This window comes from Solirhodobacter sp. (assembly GCF_964715405.1).
Genome location: NZ_CBAICG010000009.1, coordinates 26,616 through 48,393, shown reverse-complemented (window position 1 = coordinate 48,393; position 21,778 = coordinate 26,616). Strand labels below are relative to the sequence as shown.

Here is a 21,778-nt window from a genome sequence, read left to right as displayed (position 1 = left end):
GGCACCCGATTGACGCCGGGCGGCGGCGGGCCTACCTCCGACGGGTTCCCCGATGGAGTCTGTGATGAGCCTTGCAAACGGTCGCCCCTACCTTGCCATTCCCGGCCCCTCGGTCGTGCCCGACCGGGTGCTGGCCGCGATGCACCGGCCCTCGCCCAACATCTACGAGGGGCAGTTGCATGACCTGACCGCGAAGGTGGCGGTTGACCTGAAGGCGGTGGCGGGCACCGGCGCGCATGTGGCGATCTACATCGTCAACGGGCACGGCGCCTGGGAGGCGGCGAACGCCAACCTCTTTTCACGCGGCGACAAGGCACTGGTGCTGGCCACGGGTCGGTTCGGCATCGGCTGGGCCGAGTCGGCGCGGCGGATGGGCGTGGCGGTCGAGCTGATGGATTTCGGCAGGTCGGCGCCGGTGAACATGGACCGGGTCGAGGCGGCGTTGCGGGCGGACACCGGCCACGCGATCAAGGCGCTGCTGGCGACGCATGTCGATACCGCAAGCTCAGTGAAGACCGACATCGCGGGTCTGCGGGCGGTGCTGGATGCGGTGGGTCACCCGGCGCTGCTGGCGGTGGATGCGGTCGCCTCGCTCGGTTGCGACGAGATGCGGATGGACGCCTGGGGCGTCGATCTGCTGGTCGCCGCCAGCCAGAAGGGGCTGATGACGCCGCCGGGGCTGGGGTTCCTGTGGTTCTCGGACAAGGCGAAGGATCGCTGCAGGGGGGGCGATCTCTGCACGCCCTACTGGGACTGGACCCCGCGCGCCGCGCCGCAGGAATACTGGCAGTATTTCTGCGGCACCGCGCCGACGCAGCACCTTTACGGGCTGGCCGAGGCGCTGACGATGCTGCTGCACGAGGAGGGGCTGGACGCGGCCTGGGCCCGCCACGCGGTGCTGGCGCGCAGCGTCTGGGCGGCGTTCGACGCCTGGGGCGCGGGCAACCCGGCGATCGCGCTGAACGTGGCCGATCCGGCGTTCCGCGGCCATTCGGTTACCGCCGCGCGGCTGGGGGCGCCCCACGCCACCGACCTGCGCCGCTGGACCGAACGCGAGGCGGGGGTGACGCTCGGCATCGGGCTGGGCATGGCGGACTCGTCTGACCCGGCCTATCACGGTTTTCTGCGGGTGGCGCACATGGGCCATGTGAATGCCCACATGACGCTGGGCGTGCTGGCGGTGATGGAGGCCGGGATGCTGGCGCTGGGCGTGCCGCACGGGCCGGGCGCGCTGGCGGCGGCGGCGGGGGTGGTGGCCGGGGCGTGAAGAGCGGGGGCTCTGCCCCCGTCGCCCGCGGCGACTCCCCCGGGATACTTGCAGACCGAAAGTGAGGGGGCGCCGCGCCGAGGTTGACGGCGGCGGTCAGTGGCCGTGCTTGGCCATCCAGTCCTTCATCCAGGCGATCTCGGCCTCTTGCGCGTCGATCACCTTCTGGGCGAAGGCACGGGCCTCGGGGTCGGTGCCGTAGTGCAGTTCAATCCGGGCGGCGTCGATGGCACCCTGGTGGTGCGGCATCATCCCGGCGATGAAATCGACGTCGGGATTGCCGGTGAACGGCACGGCCATGCCCATCGACATGCGGTTCATCGCATCGACGAACCCCTTCGTGGCGTCGGAGGCGCCGACGGGGGCGGTCATCATCATGCCACCCATTGCCGTATCGGTGTCGGCATGGGCGGTGCCCGTGAGGGCAAGCAGGGCGGCAAGGGCGAAGGCGCGGGTCATCGGGGGCTCCTGATCCGGGATACGGCGCCGGGGATGGCGCCTTCCGGCCACTGGAAGGAAAATCACATCGGCGTGAGGCGGATCAGCCCGCGCGCGCCGCGGCGAGCGCCTCGGGCAGGGCGGCGGCAAGCGCATCGAGCATCGGGTCGGTGCCGCAACTGATGCGGATGCAGCGGTCCTGCGGGGCGACGAAGGGCATCCGCACGAAGATGTCGCGCGCGATCAGGGCCTGAAGCGTGCGGCGGGCGAAGGCGCCATCCTGCCCGCAGTCGATCGCCACGAAGTTGGTGGCGGAGGGCAGCGGCGTCAGGCCGTTGGCGCGGGCGATAGCGGCGATGCGGTCGCGGGCGCGGGCGACTTTGGCCTTCACGTCCAGAAGGTAGGGCTGATCGGCGAGGGCGGCGAGGGCGCCGGCCTGCGAGATGCGGCTCATCCCGAAGTGGTTGCGGATCTTGTCGAAGGCCTGGATGACCGGCGCGGCGCCGATCGCATAGCCGACGCGGGCGCCTGCCATGCCGTAACCCTTTGAAAACGTTCGCATCCGGATCACGCGGGGGTCTTCGGCGTCGATTGCCGGGGCGGTGCCGTCGGGGGCGAGGTCGACATAGGCCTCGTCCAGGATCAGAAGGGTGCCGTCGGGCACCCGGTCCACCATCGCCGCGATCGTGGCGGCGGGGTGGGCGCTGCCCATCGGGTTGTCGGGATTGGCGAGGTAGATGAGCTTTGCGCGGGTCGCGGTGGCGCGGGCGATCAGGGCCTCGGGGTCTTCGCTGTCGCCCCGGTAGGGCACCTTGTGCAGCGTGCCGCCGAAGCCCGTGACGTGGAAGGCGAAGGTGGGATAGGCGCCGTCCGAGGTGACGACCGGGTCGCCGGGGCCGACCGTGAGGCGGACGAGGTAGCCCAGCAAGCCGTCGATGCCTTCGCCGACCATGACGTTGGCGGGCGCGACGCCGTGGTGGGCGGCGAGCGCCACGCGCAGGTCGTGGTTTTCGGGGTCGCCATACATCCAGCTGTCGGCGGCAGCCGCCCGCATCGCGGCGATGGCACGCGGCGAGGGGCCGAAGACGTTTTCGTTGGCGCCAAGCCGGGCCACGAAGGCGCGGCCGCGGGCGCGCTCCTGCGTCTCGGGCCCGACGAAGGGCACGGTGGCGGGCAGGCTGTCCGCGAGGGGTGTGAAGCGTGGGCCGGTCATGGAGGCACTCAAGCGGATTTCGCGCGGCCCGGCAAGGCGGTTTGGGGGGTTGAGGTTCCCGGCCCTGCGGCGTCATATCAATGGGCGGAGGCTTGTGACGATGAACCCTGAAACGACACCGGGAAACCGCCAGCACGTGCTGGCACCGCTGGCTAACCGGACTTTCCGCGATCTCTGGATCGGCAACAATATCTCGAACCTCGGCAGCCTGATCCAGGGCGTGGGGGCGGGCTGGCTGATGACCGAGCTTGCCGCCTCGAACGGAATGGTGGCCTTGGTGCAGGCGGCCAACGTCTTGCCCTATATGGCCTTCTCGCTTCTGGCCGGGGCGCTGGCGGACAACTTCGACCGCAGAACGATCATGATCTGGGCGCAGAGCTTCATGCTGGTGGTCTCGGCGGTGCTGGCAGCAATGGCCTATGGCGGGATGGTGACAGCCTGGGTGATCCTGGGGTTCACCTTTCTGATCGGGGCCGGCGGCGCGCTGTCGAACCCGGCCTGGCAGGCCTCGGTCGGTGATATCGTGCCGCGGGCGGATGTGCGCGGCGCGGTGGGGTTGAACAGCATGGGGTTCAACCTGATGCGCTCGATCGGCCCGGCGCTGGGCGGCGCGATCGTCGCGCTGGCGGGGGCGGGGGCGGCTTTCGGGGTGAACGCGGTCAGCTACATCGCGCTGGTCTGGGCGCTGTTGCGCTGGAAACCGCCGGTGAAAGAGCGGCGGTTGCCGCGCGAGCCCTTGCCTTCAGCGCTGTCGGCGGGGCTGCGCTATGTCTTGATGTCACCCGCGCTGATCAAGGTGATGGCGCGCGGGGCGTTGTTCGGCATCGCGGCCTCGTCGGTGCTGGCGCTGTTGCCAGTGGTGGCGCGGGATGTGCTGCACGGATCGGCGCTGACTTACGGGGTGCTGCTGGGCGCATTCGGCCTGGGCGCGATTGGCGGGGTGCTGGCAAGCAACCGGTTTTCGGCGCGGCTGCGCAACGAGACGCTGGTGCGCCTTGCGTTCCTGGGATTTGCGCTCGGAGTCGAGGGGTTGGCGGCAAGCCGGTCGATCCCGCTCAGTTGCCTCGCGCTGGCGCTGGCGGGGGCGTGCTGGGTGCTGTCGCTGTCGCTGTTCAACGTGACGGTGCAGCTCTCGACGCCGCGCTGGGTGGTCGGGCGGGCGTTGTCGTTCTACCAGACGGCGACCTTTGGCGCCATGGCGCTGGGCAGTTGGCTCTGGGGCGTGCTGGCCGATGTGCAGGGGCCGGTCTGGTCGCTGGCGGCCTCGGGCGGGGTGCTGGTGGCGGGGCTGGTGGCGGGGCGCTGGCTCGGGATGGCGGAGTTCAACAACCTTGATCTGGACCCGCTGGGCCGCTGGCAGGAGCCCGCGCTGCGGCTGGACCTGAAGGACCGCAGCGGGCCGCTGCTGGTGATGATCGACTACGAGATCGCGCAGGGCGACGTGGAGGAATTCCTGGCCGTGATGCGCCAGCGCCGCCGCATCCGCATCCGCGACGGCGCGCGACAATGGGCGCTGCTGCGCGATCTGGAAAGTCCGGAACTGTGGACCGAAAGCTACCATGTGCCGACCTGGGTGGACTATGTGCGCCATCAGGAGCGGCGCACCAAGGCCGATGCCGAGGTGACGGAGCGCGTGCTGGCGCTGCACCGGGGCGCCGCGCCGCCGCGCGTGCACCGCATGATAGAGCGCCAGACCGTTCCGGTGCAGGACGACATGCCGCTGAAGATGACGGATCTGGCGTAAGGCCGCGCGTCATCCCCGCGAACGCGGGGAACTCCGGTCAGTGGCGCGTAACCGGTGGGAGATCCCCGCTTGCGCGGGGATGACAGGGACACCGCATCCGCCCCGCCGCGCTTGGCCGCCTCGGCCGGGTGGGAGATCCCCGCTTGTGCAGGGGATGACAGGGCCGGGCGAGGGGCTCGCTACCGCATGAACTTGCGCCGCGCTTCTTCCGCGATGGCCTGCTTCATTTCAGCTTGGGCAAGCTCGGCCATCAGCGCCTTGCGCGCGGCCGGGTCGGTGGTGGCGGAAAGGCGGTCGCGCAGCGCGGCGGCGGCGGCTTTCAGGCGGAATTCCACGGGGATCGCGCCTGCCTCGGCCATGATGCGGTAGCCGAGCGCGTCGCCGGGGTCGGTGAAGGCGTCGCCGGGCCGGTCGGGCAGCGGTTTGCCCGCGCCGGGCAGGTTGCGGAACTGGCCCTCGGCCTCGGCCTTGCGGATGCGGCTTTCGGCGAGGCGGGAGAGGCGGTCGGTCATCGGGGCCTCCGGGGTGGGACAGTGGCAGGATGCGCCCGGTGCGGGGAAGGGGCAAGGGGCGCGGATGGTCTGGCCGTCACAGGCGAGTGAGGGCTTCCGCGACCTCCAGGTGGATCATGCGGATCGTAACCTCGCCCTCGGCGGTCGGCTGGCGACCGGCGGCGAGGATGTAGCTGGTCATCGTGCGGCCCTGCTTATCCCAGACCGGGGCCGGCAGGGGGACCGACAGGTAGGCTGCGACCTTGCCGCCCAAGGTGCCGAGGGCGAGATCGGAATAGCCGAACTCCGCCTTGCCCGCGGCCCGGCCGAGCGCGGCGTTGGTCGCACCCTCCGCGCCCGCAGCGGCGAGATAGCGCAAGATGAGCAGGGCGTCCCCGTGCTTGCCGCCATCGGTGCAGACCTTCAGAGCCTGTTCGTATTCGCGGGCGGTTGGAACGTCGAAGCGCAACTCTTCAGCATGGCGGCGGGACGTGCGGTCGGCCTCATCGGCGGCATCGAGGGTCTGGCCAAGGGCGGCGAGCGCGGCCTCGGCGGTGGCCCCCCGGGTCTCGGCCTGGATCGGGCCGCCCTGGACATCCTTCAGGAACGCGCGGGCCATGTGCTCGCCCCGCAAGGGTGCCGCGATCAGGCGGTAGCGGCCGTGCAGACGTTCGATCCGCCCCGCCATCACCCCACCTCCGCCAGCCGCCGCAGGGCCGCCTTGAGCTTCGCCGCCTCGTCCTCGCCCTGTTCCAGCGTGGCGCGGGTTTCGTCGACCACTTCTTCCTTGGCGGAGGCGAGGAACTTGGGGTTGCCAAGCCGGGCGCGCAGGCCGTTCAGGTCTTTTTCGAGCTTTTCCAGCGTTTTGGCCAGCCGGGCCTTTTCCTCGGCGATGTCGATGATGCCGTCGAGCGGGATGGCGAAGGCGCCACCTTCGACCGCGATCGACAGCGCGCCCTTGGGGGCCTGCGCCGCCGGGGTCAGGCTTTCGATCCGGGCCAGCCGCTTGATCAGCGCCTCGTTGCGCGACCAGGCGGCCATGCCGGTGTCATCGAGCGACAGTTGCAGCATGTCGAGCTTCAGCCCCACCGGAACGTGCATCTGGGCGCGGGCGGAACGGATTTCCTCGATCAGCGCGATCACCCAGTTCATCTCGCGGTCGGCCGCCGGGTCGATGAGGCTTGCGCCGTAGGTCGGCCAGTCGGCGTGGATCAGCGGCTTGGCGCGCTGGCCTGTGGTGCCCCACAGCTCCTCGGTGACGAAGGGCATGATGGGGTGCAGGAGGATCATGCACTGGTCCAGCACCCAGGCCATCGTTGCGCGGGTCTCAGTCGCGGTGTCCTCGCTGTCGAACAAGGGCTTGGCGAATTCGACGTACCAGTCGCAGACCTTGCCCCAGACGAAGGCGTAAAGCGCGTTGGCGGCGCCGTCGAAGCGGAAGGCGGTCAGCGCCTCATCGACCGCCTCGCGGGCACGGGCAGTTTCGCCGATGATCCAGCGGTTCACGGTGGCCTTGGGCTGCGGCACCGGGGCGGTAGCGTGGCCGTCCCACACCCCGTTCATCTCGGCAAACCGGCAGGCGTTCCAGAGCTTGGTGCCGAAGTTGCGGTAACCGGCGATGCGCTGGGTGCTGAGTTTCAGATCGCGCCCCATCGCCGCCATCGCGGTGACGGTGAAGCGCACCGCGTCGGCGCCGTATTCGTCGATCAGTTCCAGCGGGTCGAGCACGTTGCCGAGCGACTTCGACATCTTCTTGCCCTTCTCATCCCGCACGAGGGCGTGGACGTAGACGGTCTTGAAGGGCACTTCGTTCACGACGGCCAATTGCATCATCATCATCCGGGCGACCCAGAAGAAGATGATGTCGAACCCGGTCACCAGGACCGAGGTGGGGAAGTATTTTTGCAGCTCCGGGGTGTTCTCGGGCCAGCCGAGGGTGCCGATGGGCCAGAGGCCGGAGGAGAACCAGGTGTCGAGGACGTCGGGGTCGCGTTGCAAGCCAACTCTAGTTACCTTGAAGGCACCGTCGTCAAGTTCTTCCACATCCCATCCGACGCGAATGGTTCGGTTTGTCTGTTCATTGGAAATAGCAAACTCGCGGCCCACTCCTTCTATGTTCTCTATGACGTTGTCAGTGCCGTAATAGGCTGCTGCCTGACGCTTGATCTCAAAAAAGTCCGCGCCAACGAATCTGAGGAAACTGCCGTCATTGGGGGATTGCGTCTTCGAGATGCCGCCTCTTGGGAAGTTTGGCCCATACCACACCGGGATCTGGTGCCCCCACCAGAGTTGGCGTGAGATGCACCAGGGCTCGATGTTTTCGAGCCAGTGGTAGTAGGTCTTGGTGTCGCGCTCGGGCAGGATCACGGTGTCGCCATTGCGCACGGCGTCGAGGGCGGGGCCGACGATCTTGTCGGTCGCGACGAACCACTGGTCGGTCAGGAAGGGCTCGATGGCGACCTTCGAGCGGTCGCCGTGTGGGACCATGTGGCGGTCGGCGTCGATACCGTCGAGCCAGCCTTCGTCGGCGGCGAGGGTGACGAGGGCGTCGCGCGCCTCGTAGCGGTCGCGGCCGTGGAAAAGTTCGACTGCGGCGGCGATCATTTCGGCGGGGCAGCCCTCGGCGAAATCGGCGTTGCCGTCCAGCGCGATGGCGGCGCGGGTGTCCATGATGTTGATGACGCGCAGGCCGCAGCGCTGACCCACGCCCCAGTCGTTGAAGTCATGCGCCGGGGTGATCTTGACCGCGCCGGTGCCCTTGTCGGGGTCGGCGTAGGCGTCGCCGACGATCGGGATGCGGCGGCCGGTGACCGGCATGATCACGTGCTTGCCGATCAGGTGTTCATAGCGGATGTCGGTCGGGTGGACGGCGACGCCGGTGTCGCCCAGCATGGTTTCGGGGCGGGTGGTGGCGACGGTCAGGTAATCGCGGGTTTCCCATTCGGTCGCGCGGCCGTCGTCGTCGAAGGCGGTCGGGTGTTCGTAGGTCGCGCCGTCGGCCAGCTTGTAGCGCAGGCGCCAGAGGTTGCCGTTGACCTCGACCTGCTCCACCTCGAGGTCCGAGATGGCGGTCTCGAAATGCGGATCCCAGTTCACCAGCCGCTTGCCGCGGGTGATGAAGCCCTTGTTGTAAAGATCGACGAAGACCTTGATGACGGCATCGTGGAAGTTCGGGCCATTGCCCGCCTCGGGGTCGCCCGCGGCGCCGCCCATCGTGAAGGCCTCGCGCGACCAGTCGGCCGAGGCGCCAAGGCGTTTCAGTTGCCCGATGATGGTGCCGCGCGATTGCACCTTCTGCCGCCAGACGCGGCGGACAAAAGCCTCGCGCCCCATCTCGCGCCGCGACGGCTCGCCGTTCTTCGCCATCTCGCGTTCCGTTACCATCTGCGTTGCGATGCCGGCATGGTCGGTGCCGGGTTGCCACAGCGTGTCAAAGCCGCGCATCCGGTGCCAGCGGGTCAGGATGTCCTGCAGCGTGTTGTTGAAGGCGTGCCCCATGTGCAGCGAACCGGTGACGTTCGGCGGCGGGATCATGATGCAGAACGGCTGGGCGCCCGGTTTCGCGTTCGCGCCCGCCTTGAAGGCGCCCGCCTGTTCCCACGCGCCATAGATGCGGGGCTCCGCCTCGGCGGCATCGAAGGTCTTTTCCATCGGCATCGGATCGTCTTTCCTTGTTCGCGCACCGGATTACCGGAGGACGCGCCCAAGGCCAAGAGCGTTCGGGCCCGGTCCCTTGCGCAGGGGCGCCCTGCACTTTCGGTCCTCAAGTATCCCACGGGGGTGCGGGGGTGTGAAACCCCCGCTCGCCCGCCCGCCGCTTGCGTGCGCTACTTCGGCCCGACCACCGCGAAGGCCGCGCCCTGCGGATCGGTCGCCTGCACGGTGAAGGCGCCGCCCGGCACCTCGTCGGGGCCACGGATCAGCTTGCCGCCGGTGGCCGTGATCTGCGCCACGGCAGCCGAGGCGGAGGGCAGGCCGAAGTAGGGCCGCCAGTGTGATCGCGCCAGCCCCGGCATCAGGCCGAAGATGCCGCCGATCTCGATGCCCTTGTGGCCGATCAGGCGATAGGCGCCTGCCGGGCCCATGTCGAACTGCCGCGCCTCGGTCCAGCCGAAGAGGGTGCCATAGAAGGCCATCGCGGCAACCGGGTCGGCGGTCATCAGCTCGTTCCAGTTGCCGTGGCCGGGTTTGCGCTGGTCGAAGGCGCCACCCGCGCCGCCGGGCAGCGGCTGCAGGATGCCGAAGGCGGCGCCCTGCGGATCGCCGAGGATGGCAAAGCGGCCGGTGCCGGGAATGTCGGCCGGGGCCTTGTAGACGGCGCCGCCCGCCGCTTGCGCCGCGGCGGCGGTGGCGTCGCAATCGTCCGCGGCAAAGTAGATCATCCAGAACGGCGGCATCCCGCTATCGCCCGGGCCCATCATCCCGGCGACCATCGTGCCCGCCGCCGCGGCGAGCCGATAGTCAAAGCCGGGCATCCCGGCGTCGGTGACCGTCCAGCCCATCAGCGCGCCGTAGAAACCCTGCGCGGCGTCAAGGTCGGTCGTCATCAGTTCGTACCAGCAGGGCAGGCCGTGGGATGAGTCGGTCATGGCGGGGCTCCGGGTTGCGCTGGCGCAATGGTGCCTCTGGCGGGAGGGGCTGACAACGGGGAAGTCCGTGCCGTAGCCCTCACACCGCCCGGTCGATCCGGGTCGAAAGCTGGATCAGGCTTTCGGTTCCGCGCACGCCGGGAATGGCGCCGATCTGGTCCAGCACGCCGTCAAGCTCCTGCGTCGTTTCCGCGGCGACCTGCAGGATCAGGTCGAAGCGGCCGGTGGTGGTGTGGGCCAGTTCGACCTCCGGCATCGCCTTCAGGCGTTGCAGGATGGTGGGGCCGCCGCGCGGTTCGATCTGCAACAGCACGGTGGCGCGGATGCGCCGCGCCAGCACGACATTGCCCAGCCGCACGGTATAGCCCGCGATGATGCCGGTGCGTTCCATCCGCTCGATCCGGGCCTGCACGGTCGATCGCGCCACCTTGAACCGCCGCGCAAGACGCGAGGTTGAATTGCTCGAATCCGCTGCAAGGGCCGCCAGAAGCTTGTCGTCGAGGTCATCCATCATTCTGCCTTCGGTTTTCGTCATTCTGCCGGGAATTTCGCACAATTCAACTCTTTTCATCGGTGAACTTGTCGCGCATATGCAGCAGACTTCGTTTTCAGGAAAAGGGCGGCTCATACGCACCTGGCCTGGTTTGGTTGAACGCGTAAGCGGCTCCGAACTGGTATTCCAGGGCTGGGGAAGGCTGCGCTCTGTTGGCACAATGAAAGGACACCGCCGATGGGGCTCTCGAAAACGATATGGACCAATCCGTCCGAATTTCTTGCGAAGACTCAACCGGATGCGCCGGTGATGTTCTTCTCGCCCGCGGTCCTGCAAGCCACCGCGCGGCGCTTTCTTGACGGCTTTCCGGGTCTGGTGACCTATGCCGTGAAGTCGAACCCCGACGAGATCGTGATCGAGAACCTGGCCGCCGCCGGGATCCGTGGTTTCGATGTGGCCTCGCCCGCAGAGATTCGCATGATCCGCCGCCTGGTGCCCGATGCGGCGCTGCACTACAATAACCCGGTGCGCGCCCGGTCCGAGATCGCCGTGGCGGTCGAGATGGAGGTGAAGTCCTACTCGGTCGACAGCCACTCCGAGTTGAAGAAGTTGGCCGAGATGGTGCCCGCCGAGGGCTGCGAAATCTCGGTGCGCTTCAAACTGCCGGTGCAGGGGGCGGCGTACAACTTCGGCGCCAAGTTCGGCGCGACGGTTGAAGTGGCCAGCGATCTGCTGCGCGAAGCGGCGGGCTATGGCTTCACCCCCTCGCTGACCTTCCACCCCGGCACGCAATGCACCGACCCGGCGGCCTGGGAGACCTATATCCGCACCGCCGCCGAGATCTCCAACAACGCGGGCGTCACCATCGCGCGCCTGAACGTGGGCGGCGGCTTCCCCTCGCATCGCCTGAACGAGGTGATGCCGCGGATCGAAGCGACCTTCGCGCTGATCGACCGCGCGGCGACCGAGGCGTTTGGCGACAACCGCCCCGCGCTGATCTGCGAGCCGGGGCGTGGCCTGGTGGCCGAGGCCTTCGTGCTGGCGGCGCGGGTGAACGGCATCCGCGACGGGCTGCACGTCTTCCTGAACGACGGCGTCTACGGCGCGCTGACCGAACTGCCGATGATCGGCGTGATCGACCGGATCGAGGTGCGCGGCCCCACTGGCGCCCGCCGCGCCGGCGAAACGGTGGGTCGCATCGTCTTCGGGCCGACTTGCGACAGCGTGGACCGGTTGCCGGGCGATATCGCGCTGCCGGGCGACATGGAGGAAGGCGACTATGTGCTGTTCCACGGCATGGGCGCCTATTCGATGGCGACCAACACGCGGTTCAACGGCTTTGGCGACCTCGGCCTCGCGACGGTGCTGGCGCTGCGCGGCTGACCGGTTCAACGCGGCCGACCTGCATCCTGTCGGCCGCGTGATGCCTTCGTCAAAAAAAACGTGCGCTGCGCAACGGGTTGGACCTGTGCTAAGCTGATCTCTTCCCCGCCCGACAGGGTCGGGGCAGGAAGGACGCGGATCATGCGCCGGCTCCGGGATCGGATCAGCCGCTGGATGCAATCGCCCAGCATCGAGGCGCACAGCCCCGAGGCGGCACCGGTGCGGGGTGCGGTCGATCATGTGGTGATCCTCGACGGCACGATGTCCAGCCTTGCACCGGGGCAGGAGACGAACGCCGGGCTGACCTACCGTCTGCTGCGCGAATTGACGCCCTCGGCCCGGATTTCGGTCTATTACGAGGCGGGCATCCAGTGGACGGCCTGGACCCAGGCGCACGAGGTGCTGGAGGGGCGCGGGATCAACCGCCAGATCCGGCGGGCCTACGGGTTCCTCGCCTCGCGCTATCGCCCCGGCGACCGCATCTTTCTGCTGGGCTATTCGCGTGGCGCCTATGCGGTGCGCTCGCTGGCGGGGGTGATGGACCGGGTCGGCCTCCTGCGCGCGGACGAGGCTACGGTGCGCAACGTGGTGATGGCCTACCGGCACTATCAATTGACGCCCGACAGTGCGGCGGCGGCGGCCTTCTCGCGGCTTTACTGCCATCACCGGATCGAGATCGAGATGGTCGGGGTCTGGGATACGGTGAAGGCGCTGGGGCTGCCCTATCCGGTGCTGCGCCGCTACAGCCAGCCCCGGCACGCCTTCCACAACCATAACCTCGGGCCCGCCATCCGGCGCGGCTTTCACGCGCTGGCGCTGGACGAGACGCGGGTGGCCTTTGCGCCGGTGCTGTGGGAAAGCCGCGACGACTGGCCGGGCCGGGTGGAACAGGTCTGGTTTCGCGGCGCGCATGGCGACGTGGGCGGAATGCTCGGGCGCTATGGGCAGGCGCGGCCGTTGGCGAACATCCCGCTGGTCTGGATGCTCGACAAGGCGGCGGGGGCCGGGATGCCGCTGCCCGAAGATTGGCGGGCGCGGTTTTCCTGCGATCCGGATGCGCCGATGCTGGGCACCTGGAACGGGTCGGGCAAGCTCTTTCTGACGCGGCGGCGGCGGCCGGTGGGTGCCGACCCGTCCGAGGCGGTGCATCCCAGCGCCGCGGCCTGGTTCGAGGCCCACAGCCAGCCGTGGTGGCGGCGGGCCTACCGCGGGCTTGCGGGGCGGGCGGCGCCGCTCAGCCGGTCATGATCAGGCAGGTGGTGGAGCCGGTGGCGTAAAGCCGCCCGTCCTCCAGCCCGCGCAATTCGGCGGTGGCGACGACGGTGCTGCGGCCAGCGTGGGCGACCGTGGCCAAAGCCTCGGCCGACGTGCCCAGCGGGAGGGCGCGGATGATGTTCACCTTGTATTCCAGCGTGGTGTAAACCGATCCCTGCGGCACCACCGTCATCACCGCGCAGCCCAGCGCACTGTCGAGGATGGCGCCATACCAGCCGCCATGCGCCGCGCCAAAGGGGTTGCCGTGCGCGGCCAGCGGGCTGCCCCGGAAGGCGACGCGGCCGGGATCGACGGCGTGCAGGCGGAAGTTCAGCGTGCCGGCGATGGGCGCGCGCGGGAAGCGGCCCGCCAGCATCCCGCGCATATAGTCGAGCCCGGACAGCGACAGGACCGTGGCGCGGTCGGGTGGGGACGGGTCGGGCATGGGCACCTCCATGCTGCGGACCCTAGGCGGATTTCCGGCGTTGCGGAAGAAAAGAGGCCGCGCCCGAAGGTGCGGCCCGAGTATTCTCGCGCGGCGCGGACAGGGGCCGCGCCTGCAAGCCGGGAGTGCGGGTGCCTTGGCCTCAGGCGACCTTTTCCAGCGCGACATCCGGAGAGAGCCCCAGCGCGTGGCAGACATCGCGGGTCAGGTGCGGGCGGTTCAGGGTGTAGAAGTGCAGGTCTTCGACGCCCTCGCCGATCAGCGTGTCGCACAACTCGGCGCAAAGGGCGGTGGCCAGCAATTCCTCGCGCCCGTCGCGTTTGGCATGGGCGAAGGCGTCATCCAGCCATGCCGGGATCGCGGTGCCGCAGCGGGCGGCGAATTTCTTCACGCCGTCCCAGTTCTCGATCGGCAGGATGCCGGGGATGATCGGGGCGGTGATGCCCTCGGCGGCACAGGCATCGCGGAAGCGCAGGAAGGTTTCCGGCTCGAAGAAGAACTGGGTGATGGCGGCGCTCGCGCCCGCGTCGATCTTGCGTTTCAGCCAGCGCACGTCGGCGCGGTCGTCGGCGGCCTCGGGGTGGCGGTCGGGATAGGCGCCGACGCGAAGCGTGAACTTGCCGGTTTCGGCCAGCGCCTCGATCAGTTCGACCGCGTTCGCGAAGCCGTCGGGGTAGGGCGTGAAACGGCTGGCACCCTTCGGCGCATCGCCGCGCAGCGCCACGATGTCGGTGATGCCCTCGGCGGCATAGCTCTCGGCGATCACCAGCGTCTCGGCCCGCGTCGCATCGACGCAGGTCAGGTGCGCGGCAACCTTCAGGCCGGTGGCCTTGCCGATCGTGGTCACCGCCTCATGCGTCAGCTTGCGGGTGGTGCCGCCCGCGCCATAGGTGACCGAGACGAACTCGGGCCGCAGCGGCGCCAGCATCTGGACGGTTTCCCACAGCCGGAAGCTCGCCTCCAGCGATTGCGGCGGGAAGAACTCGAAGGACACGGCGGGAACGGGCATGGGCGACTCCTTGGTTGCCCTTCTTTTCGCACCTTGCGGGATGTGAGACAAATTCATAATCTTCATCATCAACATGAGGACGACAGCAGGATGCATCTGGAATTCCGCCACCTTCGATCCATCAAGGCGATCCATGATGCCGGCGGTCTGGCCCGAGCGGCCGATATGATGAACATGACGCAGTCGGCTTTGTCACACCAGATCAAGGGGTTGGAGGATCAGGCCGGGGTCGAGCTATTCGTGCGCCGCTCCAAGCCGCTGAAGCTGTCGGCGGCGGGGATGCGCCTGCTCAGGGTGGCCGAGAAGGTGCTGCCCGAGATCGACGCGCTGGACGAGGAGTTTCGCGCGCTGCAATCGGGCAAATCCGGGCGGCTTCACATCGCGATCGAGTGTCATGCCTGTTTCGACTGGCTGTTCCCGGTGCTGGAAAAGTTCCGCCACGCCTGGCCCGAGATCGACGTGGATATCCGCCCCGGTCTGGCCTTCGGTGCGCTGCCCGCCCTGATGCGCGAAGAGGTCGATCTGGTGGTCTCGTCCGACCCCGAAGACCTGCCGGGCGTGATCTTCAACCCGCTGTTCGATTACGCGCCGGTGTTCGTGGCCTCGTCGCAGAACCCGCTGGCGGAAAAGCCTTTCGTGGTGGCAGAGGACTTTCGCGACCAGATCCTGATCACCTATCCGGTGGACCGCGCCCGGCTGGATATCTTCAGCGAGTTGCTGACCCCCGCGAAAGTGGAGCCGCGCGGGGTGCGGCAGGTGGAACTGACGGCGGTGATCCTGATGCTGGTGGCGGCCAACCGCGGCGTGGCTGTGCTGCCCGACTGGGTGGTGCGCCAGGTCCGGACCAACGCCGACTATGTGACGCGGCCGGTGACCGAGGCCGGGCTGGTCAAGCGGCTATACGCCGCGACGCGCGACGAGGACGCAACCAAGCCCTTCATGGCGCATTTCCTGCGGCTGGGGCGCAGCGAGCCGGTGAAGTTGCAGCGCGGGTGAGGCGCACGGTGGCACGGGACCGGGCCGCGCCGCAGGGTGGGCCCCGGCGGCGGAGCGGCACACCGAACCAACGCGGATCCGGATGGACGGGCCCTATTCAGGCGACGCGAGCACATCGCTGTGTTGCATCGGCGGCCCGATTCGCATATTGATCAGATACGTGGTATTCAAAATCGCAGCAGCGCCTTGGATGTCTGCACCCCTTGGATGATTGGAGAGACTCGAATGAAAATGCTGATTGTGTGCGCGATGACCGCTTCGCTTGCAGCTTCGTCGGTGTTCGCCGGGAACCTGAACAAGGTCGTCGTCGAGCAGGAGCCTGCAGTCGTGCAGACCACGCCCGTCGCTCCGGCCAGCAGCCTGAGCCCGGAAATGGTCGCGGCCGGCTTGGGAATTCTCTTGCTGGTGGCGGTTCTGTCGAACAAGTCCACGACGTCGACCAACTCGACCGTCACGATGGCCAAGAACTGAAACAGGCAACTGCCGGGATACACGTGATGCGGGTTCTTCGATGAGCCTTTGATGTCCGTGACCTACCCACCCCCAAGCCCGCTCAAGTGGGTTTGGGGGTGTTTTTCTGCGTATTGGCGGCGTCCTGCCGCAGCAATGCACCCGGCCCCGCGTGTGACTGTTCGCGGCGGTGGGCTGGCCCCTTCCCTTCGCTGCGCATCCCGCCTATACGCTCCCGCTGACCGATCTGGAGCCCCCGATGCAAGGCAGCGCGAACCTCAACCTGATGATGAAGGCCGCCCGCAAGGCGGGCCGCAGCCTCGTGAAGGACTTCCGCGAGGTCGAGAACCTGCAGGTGTCCTCCAAAGGGCCGGGCGATTTCGTGTCGCGGGCCGACATGGCCGCCGAGGCGATGATCCGCGAAGACCTGATGGCCGCGCGGCCGACCTATGGCTGGGTCGGCGAGGAAAGCGACGCGGTCGAGGGGGCCGACCCGACGCGGCGCTGGATCGTCGATCCGCTGGACGGCACCACGAACTTCCTGCACGGGCTGCCGCACTGGGCGGTGTCGATCGCGCTGGAGCACAAGGGCGAGATCGTTTCGGGCGTGGTCTTTGACGCTGCGAAGGACGAGATGTTCGTGGCCGAAAAGGGCCAGGGCGCCTGGATGAACCAGCAGCGGCTGCGCGTTTCGGGGCGCACCAAGATGATCGAGTGCATCTTCGCCACCGGCATTCCGTTCGGCGGACGCTCGACCCTGCCCGCGACGCTGCAGGACCTGGGCCGCCTGATGCCCGCCTGTGCCGGTGTGCGGCGCTGGGGGGCGGCGGCGCTCGACCTCGCCTATGTCGCGGCGGGGCGGTATGACGGCTTCTGGGAACGCGGGCTGCACAGCTGGGACATTGCGGCCGGAATCATCCTGGTGCGCGAGGCGGGCGGCATCGTCGGCCCGGTGCGCGAGGGCGACGACATGCTGGAAAAGGGCGCGATCATCGCGGCCAACGCGGACATGTTCAAGCCGCTGGCCTCGATCCTGCGCGGCGAGTGACGGCGGCTGGCCTCGCGGGGGCTTCGCGCCCCCAGCCCGCCCACGGGGCGGGCGTTCGTCGCTGAAACGCCCCACTGGGGCGCTTCCGGGCGCTTCTCACCCCCGCGCGATATTCTTGAACCGAAGATCAGGCGGGTCCGGGCGAACCCGCCGCGAGGGTTTCCGCCGTCTGGTCGCGCAGTGCGCGCAGGTCGGCGATCGTTGCCTCCAGTTCCGCCTTCTGGCCGGCAAGCACGTCAAGCTGGCGATCGGCCAGCCCGATCCAGGCCTCCATCTGCGGGAGAGTGCCACGCATGCCGTAAAGTTCCAGCCACTGGCGGATTTCCTCCAGGGAAAAGCCGAATCGGCGGCCGCGCAGGATCAGCGTCATCCGCGCCACCTCGCGCGGGCCGTAGAAGCGGGCGCGACCCTCTTTCTGCGGCGACAGCAACTCGATGTATTCGTAGTAGCGCAACGTGCGCGGCGTCGCGTCGAAACGGGCGCACATGTCCTTGAAGCTGATCCGGGCATCGGCCATCGGTCCCTCCTGGGCTCAGGCTAGCCGCTTGCGCCGCCCCATGCAATCGGCGCGCGCAAATGGGTCTTGCGGCGCCGGGGGCGAGGGCGAATAACGGAATGGCGAACGGGAGACAGCGGCATGACCGACCAGCGCACGCGCATCGCGCGACAGTTCATCGAGGCGATTCCCCATGCGCGGGCGCTGGGGATGCGGCTGGAAACGGTGGGCGAGGGGGCCGTCGAACTGTCGATGGCCTATGACGAACGCTTCATCGGCGATCCGGCAAGCGGCGTGATTCATGGCGGCGCGGTCTTTGCGCTGATGGATACCTGCTGCGGGGCGGCGGTGATGAACCACCCGACCGGCGCGGCGGGGACGGCGACCATCGACCTTCGCATCGACTACATGCGCCCCGCGGCGCCGGGGCAGCGCATCCGTGCGCGCGCCGAGTGTTATCATGTCACCCGCACCGTGGCCTTTGTGCGCGCAACCGCGACGGACGACGACGACACGCGCCCGGTGGCCAGCGCCAGCGGCGCCTTTACCGTGGAGCGCGCGCCATGACCCGTCCCAAGCACGAGCCCGTGCAGGTGATCAAGCAGCGCCGCGATGCGGCGCTGCATGCGCTGGTGAACGGGGTGCCCTATATCCAGTTCCTCGGCGTCGAGTTCGACCGTCGCGGGGATGAGCTGACCGCGATCCTGCCCTATTCCGACAAGCTGATCGGCAACCCGATCCTGCCCGCGCTGCATGGCGGTGGCACTGCGGCGTTTCTGGAGGTCACGGCGATCATCGAACTGGCCTGGGCGGCGCTGTGGGAAGACATGGAGGCGGGGCGGCTGGACCCCACCACGCTGCACTCGACGCATATTCCGCGGCTGCCGAAGACGATCGACTTCACGGTGGACTACCTGCGGACCGGGTTGCCGCGCGATGCCTATGCGCGGGCGCGGATCAACCGGTCCGGGCGGCGCTATGCGAGCGTGCATGTCGAGGCCTGGCAGGACAACCGCTCGCGGTTGTTCGCGCAGGCGACGGGGCATTTCCTGATGCCCGCCCGCGATGTGTAAGCGCCATGGCTGAACTGCGGCTGACGCACCGGCGGGTGCTGGCGATCGCGCTGCCGATCGTGCTGTCGAACGCGACGATTCCGCTGTTGGGCGCGGTCGATACCGGCGTGGTGGGCCAGTTGGGGCAGGCGGCGCCGATCGGGGCGGTCGGGCTGGGGTCGGTGGTGCTCGCCTCGGTCTACTGGATCTTCGGCTTCCTCAGGATGGGCACCTCGGGCATGGTGGCGCAGGCGCGCGGCGCGGGCGACGCGGCCGAGACTGGCGCGATCCTGCTGCGGGCGCTGATGATCGGGGCGGCGGCGGGGCTGGCCGCGATCCTGCTGCAGGCGCCGCTGTTCTGGCTGGCGTTCCGGCTGGCCCCCGCCTCGGCCGAGGTCGAGCGGCTGGCACGGGCCTTCCTGGCGATCCGTATCTTCGGCGCGCCCGCGACGATCTCGCTTTATGCCGTCACCGGCTGGCTGATCGCGACGGAACGCACGCGCGGCGTGCTGCTGCTGCAACTCTGGATGAACCTAGTCAACATCGGGCTGGACCTGTGGTTCGTGCTCGGCCTCGGCTGGGGCGTGCGCGGCGTGGCGAGCGCCACGCTGACCGCCGAGTGGACGGGACTGGCGCTGGGCCTGTGGCTGTGCCGGGCGGCCTTTGGCGGGGACCAGTGGCACGACTGGGTGCGGGTGTTCGACCGGGCGCGGGTCAAGCTGATGCTGAAGGTCAACACCGACATCATGCTGCGCACCGTGTTGTTGCAGGGCTGTTTCACGGCCTTCGTGTTTCTTGGCGCCGGGTTCGGCGATCGCACGCTGGCCGCCAATCAGGTGCTGATGCAGTTCATCGAGATCACCGCCTTCGCGCTGGACGGTTTCGCCTTCGCCGCCGAGTCGCTGGTCGGGCAGGCGGTGGGCGGGCGGGCACCAGGGCTGGTGCGCGGTGCGGCGATCCTGACCGGGCAGTGGGGCGCCGGTGGCGCGGTGGCGCTGGCGGCGGTCTTTGCGCTGGCGGGGCCGCGGATCATCGACCTGATGGCAACCGATCCCGGCGTGCGTGAAACGGCGCGGGCCTTCCTGCCCTGGGTGGTGGCGGCGCCGCTGGTGGGGGTGGCAAGCTGGATGTTCGACGGCATCTTCATCGGCGCGACAATGACGCGCGCCATGCTGAAGGCGATGGCGATTTCGGTGGCGTGCTATGTGCTGGCGCTGACGGCGCTGATCCCGCTGTGGCAGAACGCCGGGCTCTGGGCATCGCTGATGGTGCTGAACGCGATGCGCGGGGTGACGATGGCGGCGTTCTATCCGGGCGTCGAGCGCCGGGCGGCATAAGCCGTCATTTCCGCCCCGCGCCGCCCGGCCCGAAGGCCTTCAATGCCGCGACCGCCTCTTCACTGTTGTGGATGTAGTCGTCGGCGTCGGGCTGGCGCTGGACGGTCAGCAGGAACAGCAGGTCGGTCAGCGTCAACTGTGCGTCGCGCGCGGTGATCGAGGAGGAGCGGACGCGATCCTCATCCGCCACCGTGTGCAGCACGATGTCGGCGACGCGGGCCAGCGCATTGTCCTGCAACCCGGTGACCGCGATCACGGTGGCGCCGCGCGCGGCGGCGCGTTCGGCGATGCGCAGGGTTTCAATGCTGGCGCCCGAGTAGGACAGCGCGAAGAGCACGTCGCCCGGCTCCAGCCCCGCCGCATTGGCCATCTGCACATGGCTGTCGCCACCGTGCACGACGTTGCGGCCGAGCTTCATCAGCTTGAACGAGAAGTCGCTGGCCACCAGCGAGGAGGCGCCCACGCCTGCAAGGCTGATGCGGCGCGCGGCGTCGAGCGCGTCGAGCGCGCGCAGGATCGTCGCCTCGGGGTTGGCGGCAAGGGTCTGGCGCATCGCGCGGAACTTGCTGCCCAGCAGCTTGTCCAGCACGGTCTGGAAACCGTCACCAAGCTCGATGCTGCCGTGGATCGCGTCGGTGGGCAGCCGCGCCTCATGCGCGCGGGCGGTGCTGACCGCCAGTTTCAGATCCTGATAGCTGGCATAGCCGAGCTTCTGGCTGAACTTGACGACGCTCGACTGGCTGCGCCCGGTTTCGGCCGCCAATGCCGCCGAAGACAGGCCCAGCATTTTTTCCGGGTTCTCGGCGATGTAGCGGCCGATCTCGCGATCGGCGGGGGCCATCGTGCCGAGGTTGGTGAGGATTTTCGTCAGAACGGACATGGCGGCCTTGGCGATCTGCGGGCGGCGGCCTGAGGGCGTCGGCCGGTTCACGGTGATTAAAATATCCGGGCCGCGAATGACAGGGAAGATTGTCGGGTGGCCCGCGCGGATAGGAATATCATATTCCAGGTGAATGTTGACGATGGGAATATTAAATTCTAGCGTGGTCGGGCGCTCCCCCGCGATTCCAAGCGAGCGCGACTGTCGGGAGTGCTGGCGGATGCAGGACCACGCGCTGATGTCCGAACTGGAAGGCCTGGTGTCCGAAGGGCGCAACCCGCGGACGATGGACATCGACCTGTTGCCTGCCGTCGAGATTCTGCACCGCATGAATGACGAAGACCGGCTGGTTCCCGAGGCCGTCGGTCGGGTGCTGCCGCAGATCGCGGCGGCGGTGGATCGCATCGTGGCCGCCTTCGACATGGGCGGACGGCTGGTCTATGTCGGCGCGGGCACCAGCGGGCGGCTGGGGGTGCTGGACGCCTCGGAATGCCCGCCGACGTTCGGCGTGGCTGCTGGCATGGTGATCGGCCTGATCGCGGGCGGGCCGAAGGCGTTGACCACCTCGATCGAGGGCGCCGAGGATGACCCCGAGGCGGGGGCGGCGGCTTTGCGAGGGATCGGGCTGACCGCAAGCGATGTGGTGGTCGGCATCGCGGTCAGCGGGCGCACGCCCTATGTGCTGGGCGCGCTGGCCCATGCGCGTGCAATCGGCGCCGCCACTGTCGCGCTGTCGTGCAACCCGGATTCGGCGATTGCGGCACTGGCCGATATTGCCATTTCGCCGGTGGTCGGGCCCGAGGTGCTGACCGGCTCGACCCGGCTGAAATCGGGCACGGCGCAGAAGCTGGTGCTGAACATGCTGACCACGGCCAGCATGATCCGGATCGGCAAGACCTATCAGAACCTGATGGTCGACGTGCGACCGACCAACCACAAGCTGATGGCGCGTGCGGTGCGGATCGTGATGCAGGCCGGCGGTTGCGATGCCGAGGCGGCGCAGGCCGCGCTGAACCGGAGCGGAAGCGACGTGAAGCTGGCGATTCTGGTGATGCTCACGGGGCTGGACCCGCAGGCGGCGCGCGGGATGCTGGCGCGATCAGGCGGCTTTCTGCGCCGGGCGATCGAGGGCGACGGCTGACGCGACCCGAGGAACGACCCGGCTGCGGGGCAACGGCGCCCGTGGCCGGCAA

At 68.5% G+C, this 21,778-nt stretch carries 22 protein-coding genes; 11 read left to right on the top strand and 11 right to left on the bottom strand.

The annotated features are described in order from the left end of the window. Nucleotides 1-64 precede the first annotated feature (64 nt). The gene (locus AC11WY_RS05860) at nucleotides 65-1,267 is read left to right on the top strand and encodes a pyridoxal-phosphate-dependent aminotransferase family protein (protein WP_482923487.1); all 1,203 of its coding nucleotides are present in this window, start codon (nucleotides 65-67) and stop codon (nucleotides 1,265-1,267) included. 96 nt (nucleotides 1,268-1,363) lie between these two features. Here the strand turns inward: AC11WY_RS05860 and copM are convergent, their stop codons facing one another. Together copM and AC11WY_RS05850 are read right to left on the bottom strand one after the other, a co-directional pair. Continuing rightward, nucleotides 1,364-1,726, bottom strand: a complete 363-nt coding sequence (copM, locus tag AC11WY_RS05855) for a CopM family metallochaperone (protein ID WP_482923486.1) — start codon at nucleotides 1,724-1,726, stop codon at nucleotides 1,364-1,366. Nucleotides 1,727-1,808: 82 nt separating this feature from the next. Further along, entirely contained in the window at nucleotides 1,809-2,918 is a 1,110-nt protein-coding gene (locus AC11WY_RS05850; RefSeq protein WP_482923484.1) for a pyridoxal phosphate-dependent aminotransferase, read from the bottom strand. 100 nt (nucleotides 2,919-3,018) lie between these two features. Here AC11WY_RS05850 and AC11WY_RS05845 point away from each other — a divergent pair, with 100 nt between their 5' ends. Continuing rightward, nucleotides 3,019-4,662 (top strand): MFS transporter, encoded by a 1,644-nt coding sequence (locus AC11WY_RS05845; RefSeq protein WP_482923483.1) that lies wholly within the window; start codon nucleotides 3,019-3,021, stop codon nucleotides 4,660-4,662. A gap of 179 nt (nucleotides 4,663-4,841) precedes the next feature. Here AC11WY_RS05845 and AC11WY_RS05840 read toward each other — a convergent pair whose 3' ends face one another. The 5 genes from AC11WY_RS05840 to AC11WY_RS05820 all read right to left on the bottom strand — a co-directional run bounded on the left by AC11WY_RS05840 (nucleotide 4,842) and on the right by AC11WY_RS05820 (nucleotide 10,253). Next, nucleotides 4,842-5,174, bottom strand: coding sequence for a DnaJ family domain-containing protein (locus AC11WY_RS05840; protein WP_482923481.1), 333 nt, complete (start codon nucleotides 5,172-5,174; stop codon nucleotides 4,842-4,844). A 76-nt stretch (nucleotides 5,175-5,250) separates the two neighbouring features. Beyond that, on the bottom strand, nucleotides 5,251-5,841 hold the full coding sequence (locus tag AC11WY_RS05835; RefSeq protein ID WP_482923480.1) for a hypothetical protein: 591 nt from the start codon (nucleotides 5,839-5,841) through the stop codon (nucleotides 5,251-5,253). Further along, complete coding sequence (locus tag AC11WY_RS05830; protein WP_482923478.1) at nucleotides 5,841-8,810, bottom strand: valine--tRNA ligase; 2,970 nt, start codon at nucleotides 8,808-8,810, stop codon at nucleotides 5,841-5,843. The genes AC11WY_RS05835 and AC11WY_RS05830 overlap by 1 nt, the downstream gene beginning before the upstream one ends. A gap of 170 nt (nucleotides 8,811-8,980) precedes the next feature. Continuing rightward, nucleotides 8,981-9,742 (bottom strand): VOC family protein, encoded by a 762-nt coding sequence (locus AC11WY_RS05825; protein WP_482923477.1) that lies wholly within the window; start codon nucleotides 9,740-9,742, stop codon nucleotides 8,981-8,983. Nucleotides 9,743-9,821: 79 nt separating this feature from the next. Further along, nucleotides 9,822-10,253: an Lrp/AsnC family transcriptional regulator gene (locus AC11WY_RS05820; RefSeq protein ID WP_482923475.1), complete on the bottom strand. Its 432-nt coding sequence runs from the start codon at nucleotides 10,251-10,253 to the stop codon at nucleotides 9,822-9,824. A gap of 219 nt (nucleotides 10,254-10,472) precedes the next feature. On the opposite strand from AC11WY_RS05820, the gene AC11WY_RS05815 reads away from it, so the two are divergent. Together AC11WY_RS05815 and AC11WY_RS05810 are read left to right on the top strand one after the other, a co-directional pair. After that, nucleotides 10,473-11,618 (top strand): type III PLP-dependent enzyme, encoded by a 1,146-nt coding sequence (locus AC11WY_RS05815; RefSeq protein WP_482923473.1) that lies wholly within the window; start codon nucleotides 10,473-10,475, stop codon nucleotides 11,616-11,618. A gap of 141 nt (nucleotides 11,619-11,759) precedes the next feature. After that, nucleotides 11,760-12,866, top strand: coding sequence for a DUF2235 domain-containing protein (locus AC11WY_RS05810; RefSeq protein WP_482923472.1), 1,107 nt, complete (start codon nucleotides 11,760-11,762; stop codon nucleotides 12,864-12,866). Here AC11WY_RS05810 and AC11WY_RS05805 read toward each other — a convergent pair. Both AC11WY_RS05805 and metF read right to left on the bottom strand, forming a co-directional pair. Continuing rightward, the gene (locus tag AC11WY_RS05805; RefSeq protein ID WP_482923470.1) at nucleotides 12,853-13,317 is read right to left on the bottom strand and encodes a PaaI family thioesterase; all 465 of its coding nucleotides are present in this window, start codon (nucleotides 13,315-13,317) and stop codon (nucleotides 12,853-12,855) included. The two genes, AC11WY_RS05810 and AC11WY_RS05805, sit on opposite strands and share 14 nt — an antisense overlap. A gap of 142 nt (nucleotides 13,318-13,459) precedes the next feature. Next, complete coding sequence (gene metF / locus AC11WY_RS05800; protein ID WP_482923468.1) at nucleotides 13,460-14,326, bottom strand: methylenetetrahydrofolate reductase [NAD(P)H]; 867 nt, start codon at nucleotides 14,324-14,326, stop codon at nucleotides 13,460-13,462. Nucleotides 14,327-14,416: 90 nt separating this feature from the next. Between metF and AC11WY_RS05795 the strand changes: the two genes are divergently transcribed. The 3 genes from AC11WY_RS05795 to AC11WY_RS05785 all read left to right on the top strand — a co-directional run bounded on the left by AC11WY_RS05795 (nucleotide 14,417) and on the right by AC11WY_RS05785 (nucleotide 16,820). Next, nucleotides 14,417-15,322: a LysR family transcriptional regulator gene (locus AC11WY_RS05795; RefSeq protein WP_482923467.1), complete on the top strand. Its 906-nt coding sequence runs from the start codon at nucleotides 14,417-14,419 to the stop codon at nucleotides 15,320-15,322. A 225-nt stretch (nucleotides 15,323-15,547) separates the two neighbouring features. Next, the gene (locus tag AC11WY_RS05790; RefSeq protein ID WP_482923465.1) at nucleotides 15,548-15,793 is read left to right on the top strand and encodes a hypothetical protein; all 246 of its coding nucleotides are present in this window, start codon (nucleotides 15,548-15,550) and stop codon (nucleotides 15,791-15,793) included. 238 nt (nucleotides 15,794-16,031) lie between these two features. Beyond that, nucleotides 16,032-16,820, top strand: coding sequence for an inositol monophosphatase family protein (locus AC11WY_RS05785; protein WP_482923464.1), 789 nt, complete (start codon nucleotides 16,032-16,034; stop codon nucleotides 16,818-16,820). A gap of 127 nt (nucleotides 16,821-16,947) precedes the next feature. Here the strand turns inward: AC11WY_RS05785 and AC11WY_RS05780 are convergent, their stop codons facing one another. After that, nucleotides 16,948-17,337, bottom strand: a complete 390-nt coding sequence (locus AC11WY_RS05780; RefSeq protein WP_482923462.1) for a MerR family transcriptional regulator — start codon at nucleotides 17,335-17,337, stop codon at nucleotides 16,948-16,950. Between the two features lie 120 nt (nucleotides 17,338-17,457). Here AC11WY_RS05780 and AC11WY_RS05775 point away from each other — a divergent pair, with 120 nt between their 5' ends. From AC11WY_RS05775 to AC11WY_RS05765, 3 genes are read left to right on the top strand one after another with little or no spacing between them, the layout of a single operon-like run. Beyond that, complete coding sequence (locus AC11WY_RS05775; protein ID WP_482923461.1) at nucleotides 17,458-17,883, top strand: PaaI family thioesterase; 426 nt, start codon at nucleotides 17,458-17,460, stop codon at nucleotides 17,881-17,883. After that, nucleotides 17,880-18,389 carry a PaaI family thioesterase gene (locus tag AC11WY_RS05770; protein ID WP_482923459.1) on the top strand — a complete coding sequence of 170 codons (510 nt, stop codon included), beginning with the start codon at nucleotides 17,880-17,882 and terminating at the stop codon, nucleotides 18,387-18,389. The genes AC11WY_RS05775 and AC11WY_RS05770 overlap by 4 nt, the downstream gene beginning before the upstream one ends. Nucleotides 18,390-18,394: 5 nt before the next feature. Then, nucleotides 18,395-19,705 (top strand): MATE family efflux transporter, encoded by a 1,311-nt coding sequence (locus AC11WY_RS05765; RefSeq protein ID WP_482923457.1) that lies wholly within the window; start codon nucleotides 18,395-18,397, stop codon nucleotides 19,703-19,705. A 4-nt stretch (nucleotides 19,706-19,709) separates the two neighbouring features. On the opposite strand, the gene AC11WY_RS05760 is transcribed toward AC11WY_RS05765, so the two are convergent. Further along, complete coding sequence (locus AC11WY_RS05760; RefSeq protein ID WP_482923455.1) at nucleotides 19,710-20,636, bottom strand: MurR/RpiR family transcriptional regulator; 927 nt, start codon at nucleotides 20,634-20,636, stop codon at nucleotides 19,710-19,712. A 169-nt stretch (nucleotides 20,637-20,805) separates the two neighbouring features. On the opposite strand from AC11WY_RS05760, the gene murQ reads away from it, so the two are divergent. After that, nucleotides 20,806-21,726 (top strand): N-acetylmuramic acid 6-phosphate etherase, encoded by a 921-nt coding sequence (murQ, locus tag AC11WY_RS05755; RefSeq protein WP_482923453.1) that lies wholly within the window; start codon nucleotides 20,806-20,808, stop codon nucleotides 21,724-21,726. Nucleotides 21,727-21,778 lie beyond the last annotated feature (52 nt).

What these genes read in the sequence shown, in the direction of transcription:
- AC11WY_RS05820 (WP_482923475.1), bottom strand. Translation starts at nt 10,253, where the DNA reads ATGGATGACCTCGACGACAAGCTTCTGGCGGCCCTTGCAGCGGATTCG.
- AC11WY_RS05805 (WP_482923470.1), bottom strand. Translation starts at nt 13,317, where the DNA reads ATGCCCGACCCGTCCCCACCCGACCGCGCCACGGTCCTGTCGCTGTCC.
- AC11WY_RS05780 (WP_482923462.1), bottom strand. Translation starts at nt 17,337, where the DNA reads ATGGCCGATGCCCGGATCAGCTTCAAGGACATGTGCGCCCGTTTCGAC.
- AC11WY_RS05785 (WP_482923464.1), top strand. Translation starts at nt 16,032, where the DNA reads ATGCAAGGCAGCGCGAACCTCAACCTGATGATGAAGGCCGCCCGCAAG.
- metF (WP_482923468.1), bottom strand. Translation starts at nt 14,326, where the DNA reads ATGCCCGTTCCCGCCGTGTCCTTCGAGTTCTTCCCGCCGCAATCGCTG.
- murQ (WP_482923453.1), top strand. Translation starts at nt 20,806, where the DNA reads ATGCAGGACCACGCGCTGATGTCCGAACTGGAAGGCCTGGTGTCCGAA.
- AC11WY_RS05835 (WP_482923480.1), bottom strand. Translation starts at nt 5,841, where the DNA reads ATGGCGGGGCGGATCGAACGTCTGCACGGCCGCTACCGCCTGATCGCG.
- AC11WY_RS05790 (WP_482923465.1), top strand. Translation starts at nt 15,548, where the DNA reads ATGAAAATGCTGATTGTGTGCGCGATGACCGCTTCGCTTGCAGCTTCG.
- AC11WY_RS05775 (WP_482923461.1), top strand. Translation starts at nt 17,458, where the DNA reads ATGACCGACCAGCGCACGCGCATCGCGCGACAGTTCATCGAGGCGATT.
- AC11WY_RS05770 (WP_482923459.1), top strand. Translation starts at nt 17,880, where the DNA reads ATGACCCGTCCCAAGCACGAGCCCGTGCAGGTGATCAAGCAGCGCCGC.
- AC11WY_RS05850 (WP_482923484.1), bottom strand. Translation starts at nt 2,918, where the DNA reads ATGACCGGCCCACGCTTCACACCCCTCGCGGACAGCCTGCCCGCCACC.
- AC11WY_RS05845 (WP_482923483.1), top strand. Translation starts at nt 3,019, where the DNA reads ATGAACCCTGAAACGACACCGGGAAACCGCCAGCACGTGCTGGCACCG.
- copM (WP_482923486.1), bottom strand. Translation starts at nt 1,726, where the DNA reads ATGACCCGCGCCTTCGCCCTTGCCGCCCTGCTTGCCCTCACGGGCACC.
- AC11WY_RS05825 (WP_482923477.1), bottom strand. Translation starts at nt 9,742, where the DNA reads ATGACCGACTCATCCCACGGCCTGCCCTGCTGGTACGAACTGATGACG.
- AC11WY_RS05840 (WP_482923481.1), bottom strand. Translation starts at nt 5,174, where the DNA reads ATGACCGACCGCCTCTCCCGCCTCGCCGAAAGCCGCATCCGCAAGGCC.
- AC11WY_RS05860 (WP_482923487.1), top strand. Translation starts at nt 65, where the DNA reads ATGAGCCTTGCAAACGGTCGCCCCTACCTTGCCATTCCCGGCCCCTCG.
- AC11WY_RS05810 (WP_482923472.1), top strand. Translation starts at nt 11,760, where the DNA reads ATGCGCCGGCTCCGGGATCGGATCAGCCGCTGGATGCAATCGCCCAGC.
- AC11WY_RS05765 (WP_482923457.1), top strand. Translation starts at nt 18,395, where the DNA reads ATGGCTGAACTGCGGCTGACGCACCGGCGGGTGCTGGCGATCGCGCTG.
- AC11WY_RS05815 (WP_482923473.1), top strand. Translation starts at nt 10,473, where the DNA reads ATGGGGCTCTCGAAAACGATATGGACCAATCCGTCCGAATTTCTTGCG.
- AC11WY_RS05830 (WP_482923478.1), bottom strand. Translation starts at nt 8,810, where the DNA reads ATGCCGATGGAAAAGACCTTCGATGCCGCCGAGGCGGAGCCCCGCATC.
- AC11WY_RS05795 (WP_482923467.1), top strand. Translation starts at nt 14,417, where the DNA reads ATGCATCTGGAATTCCGCCACCTTCGATCCATCAAGGCGATCCATGAT.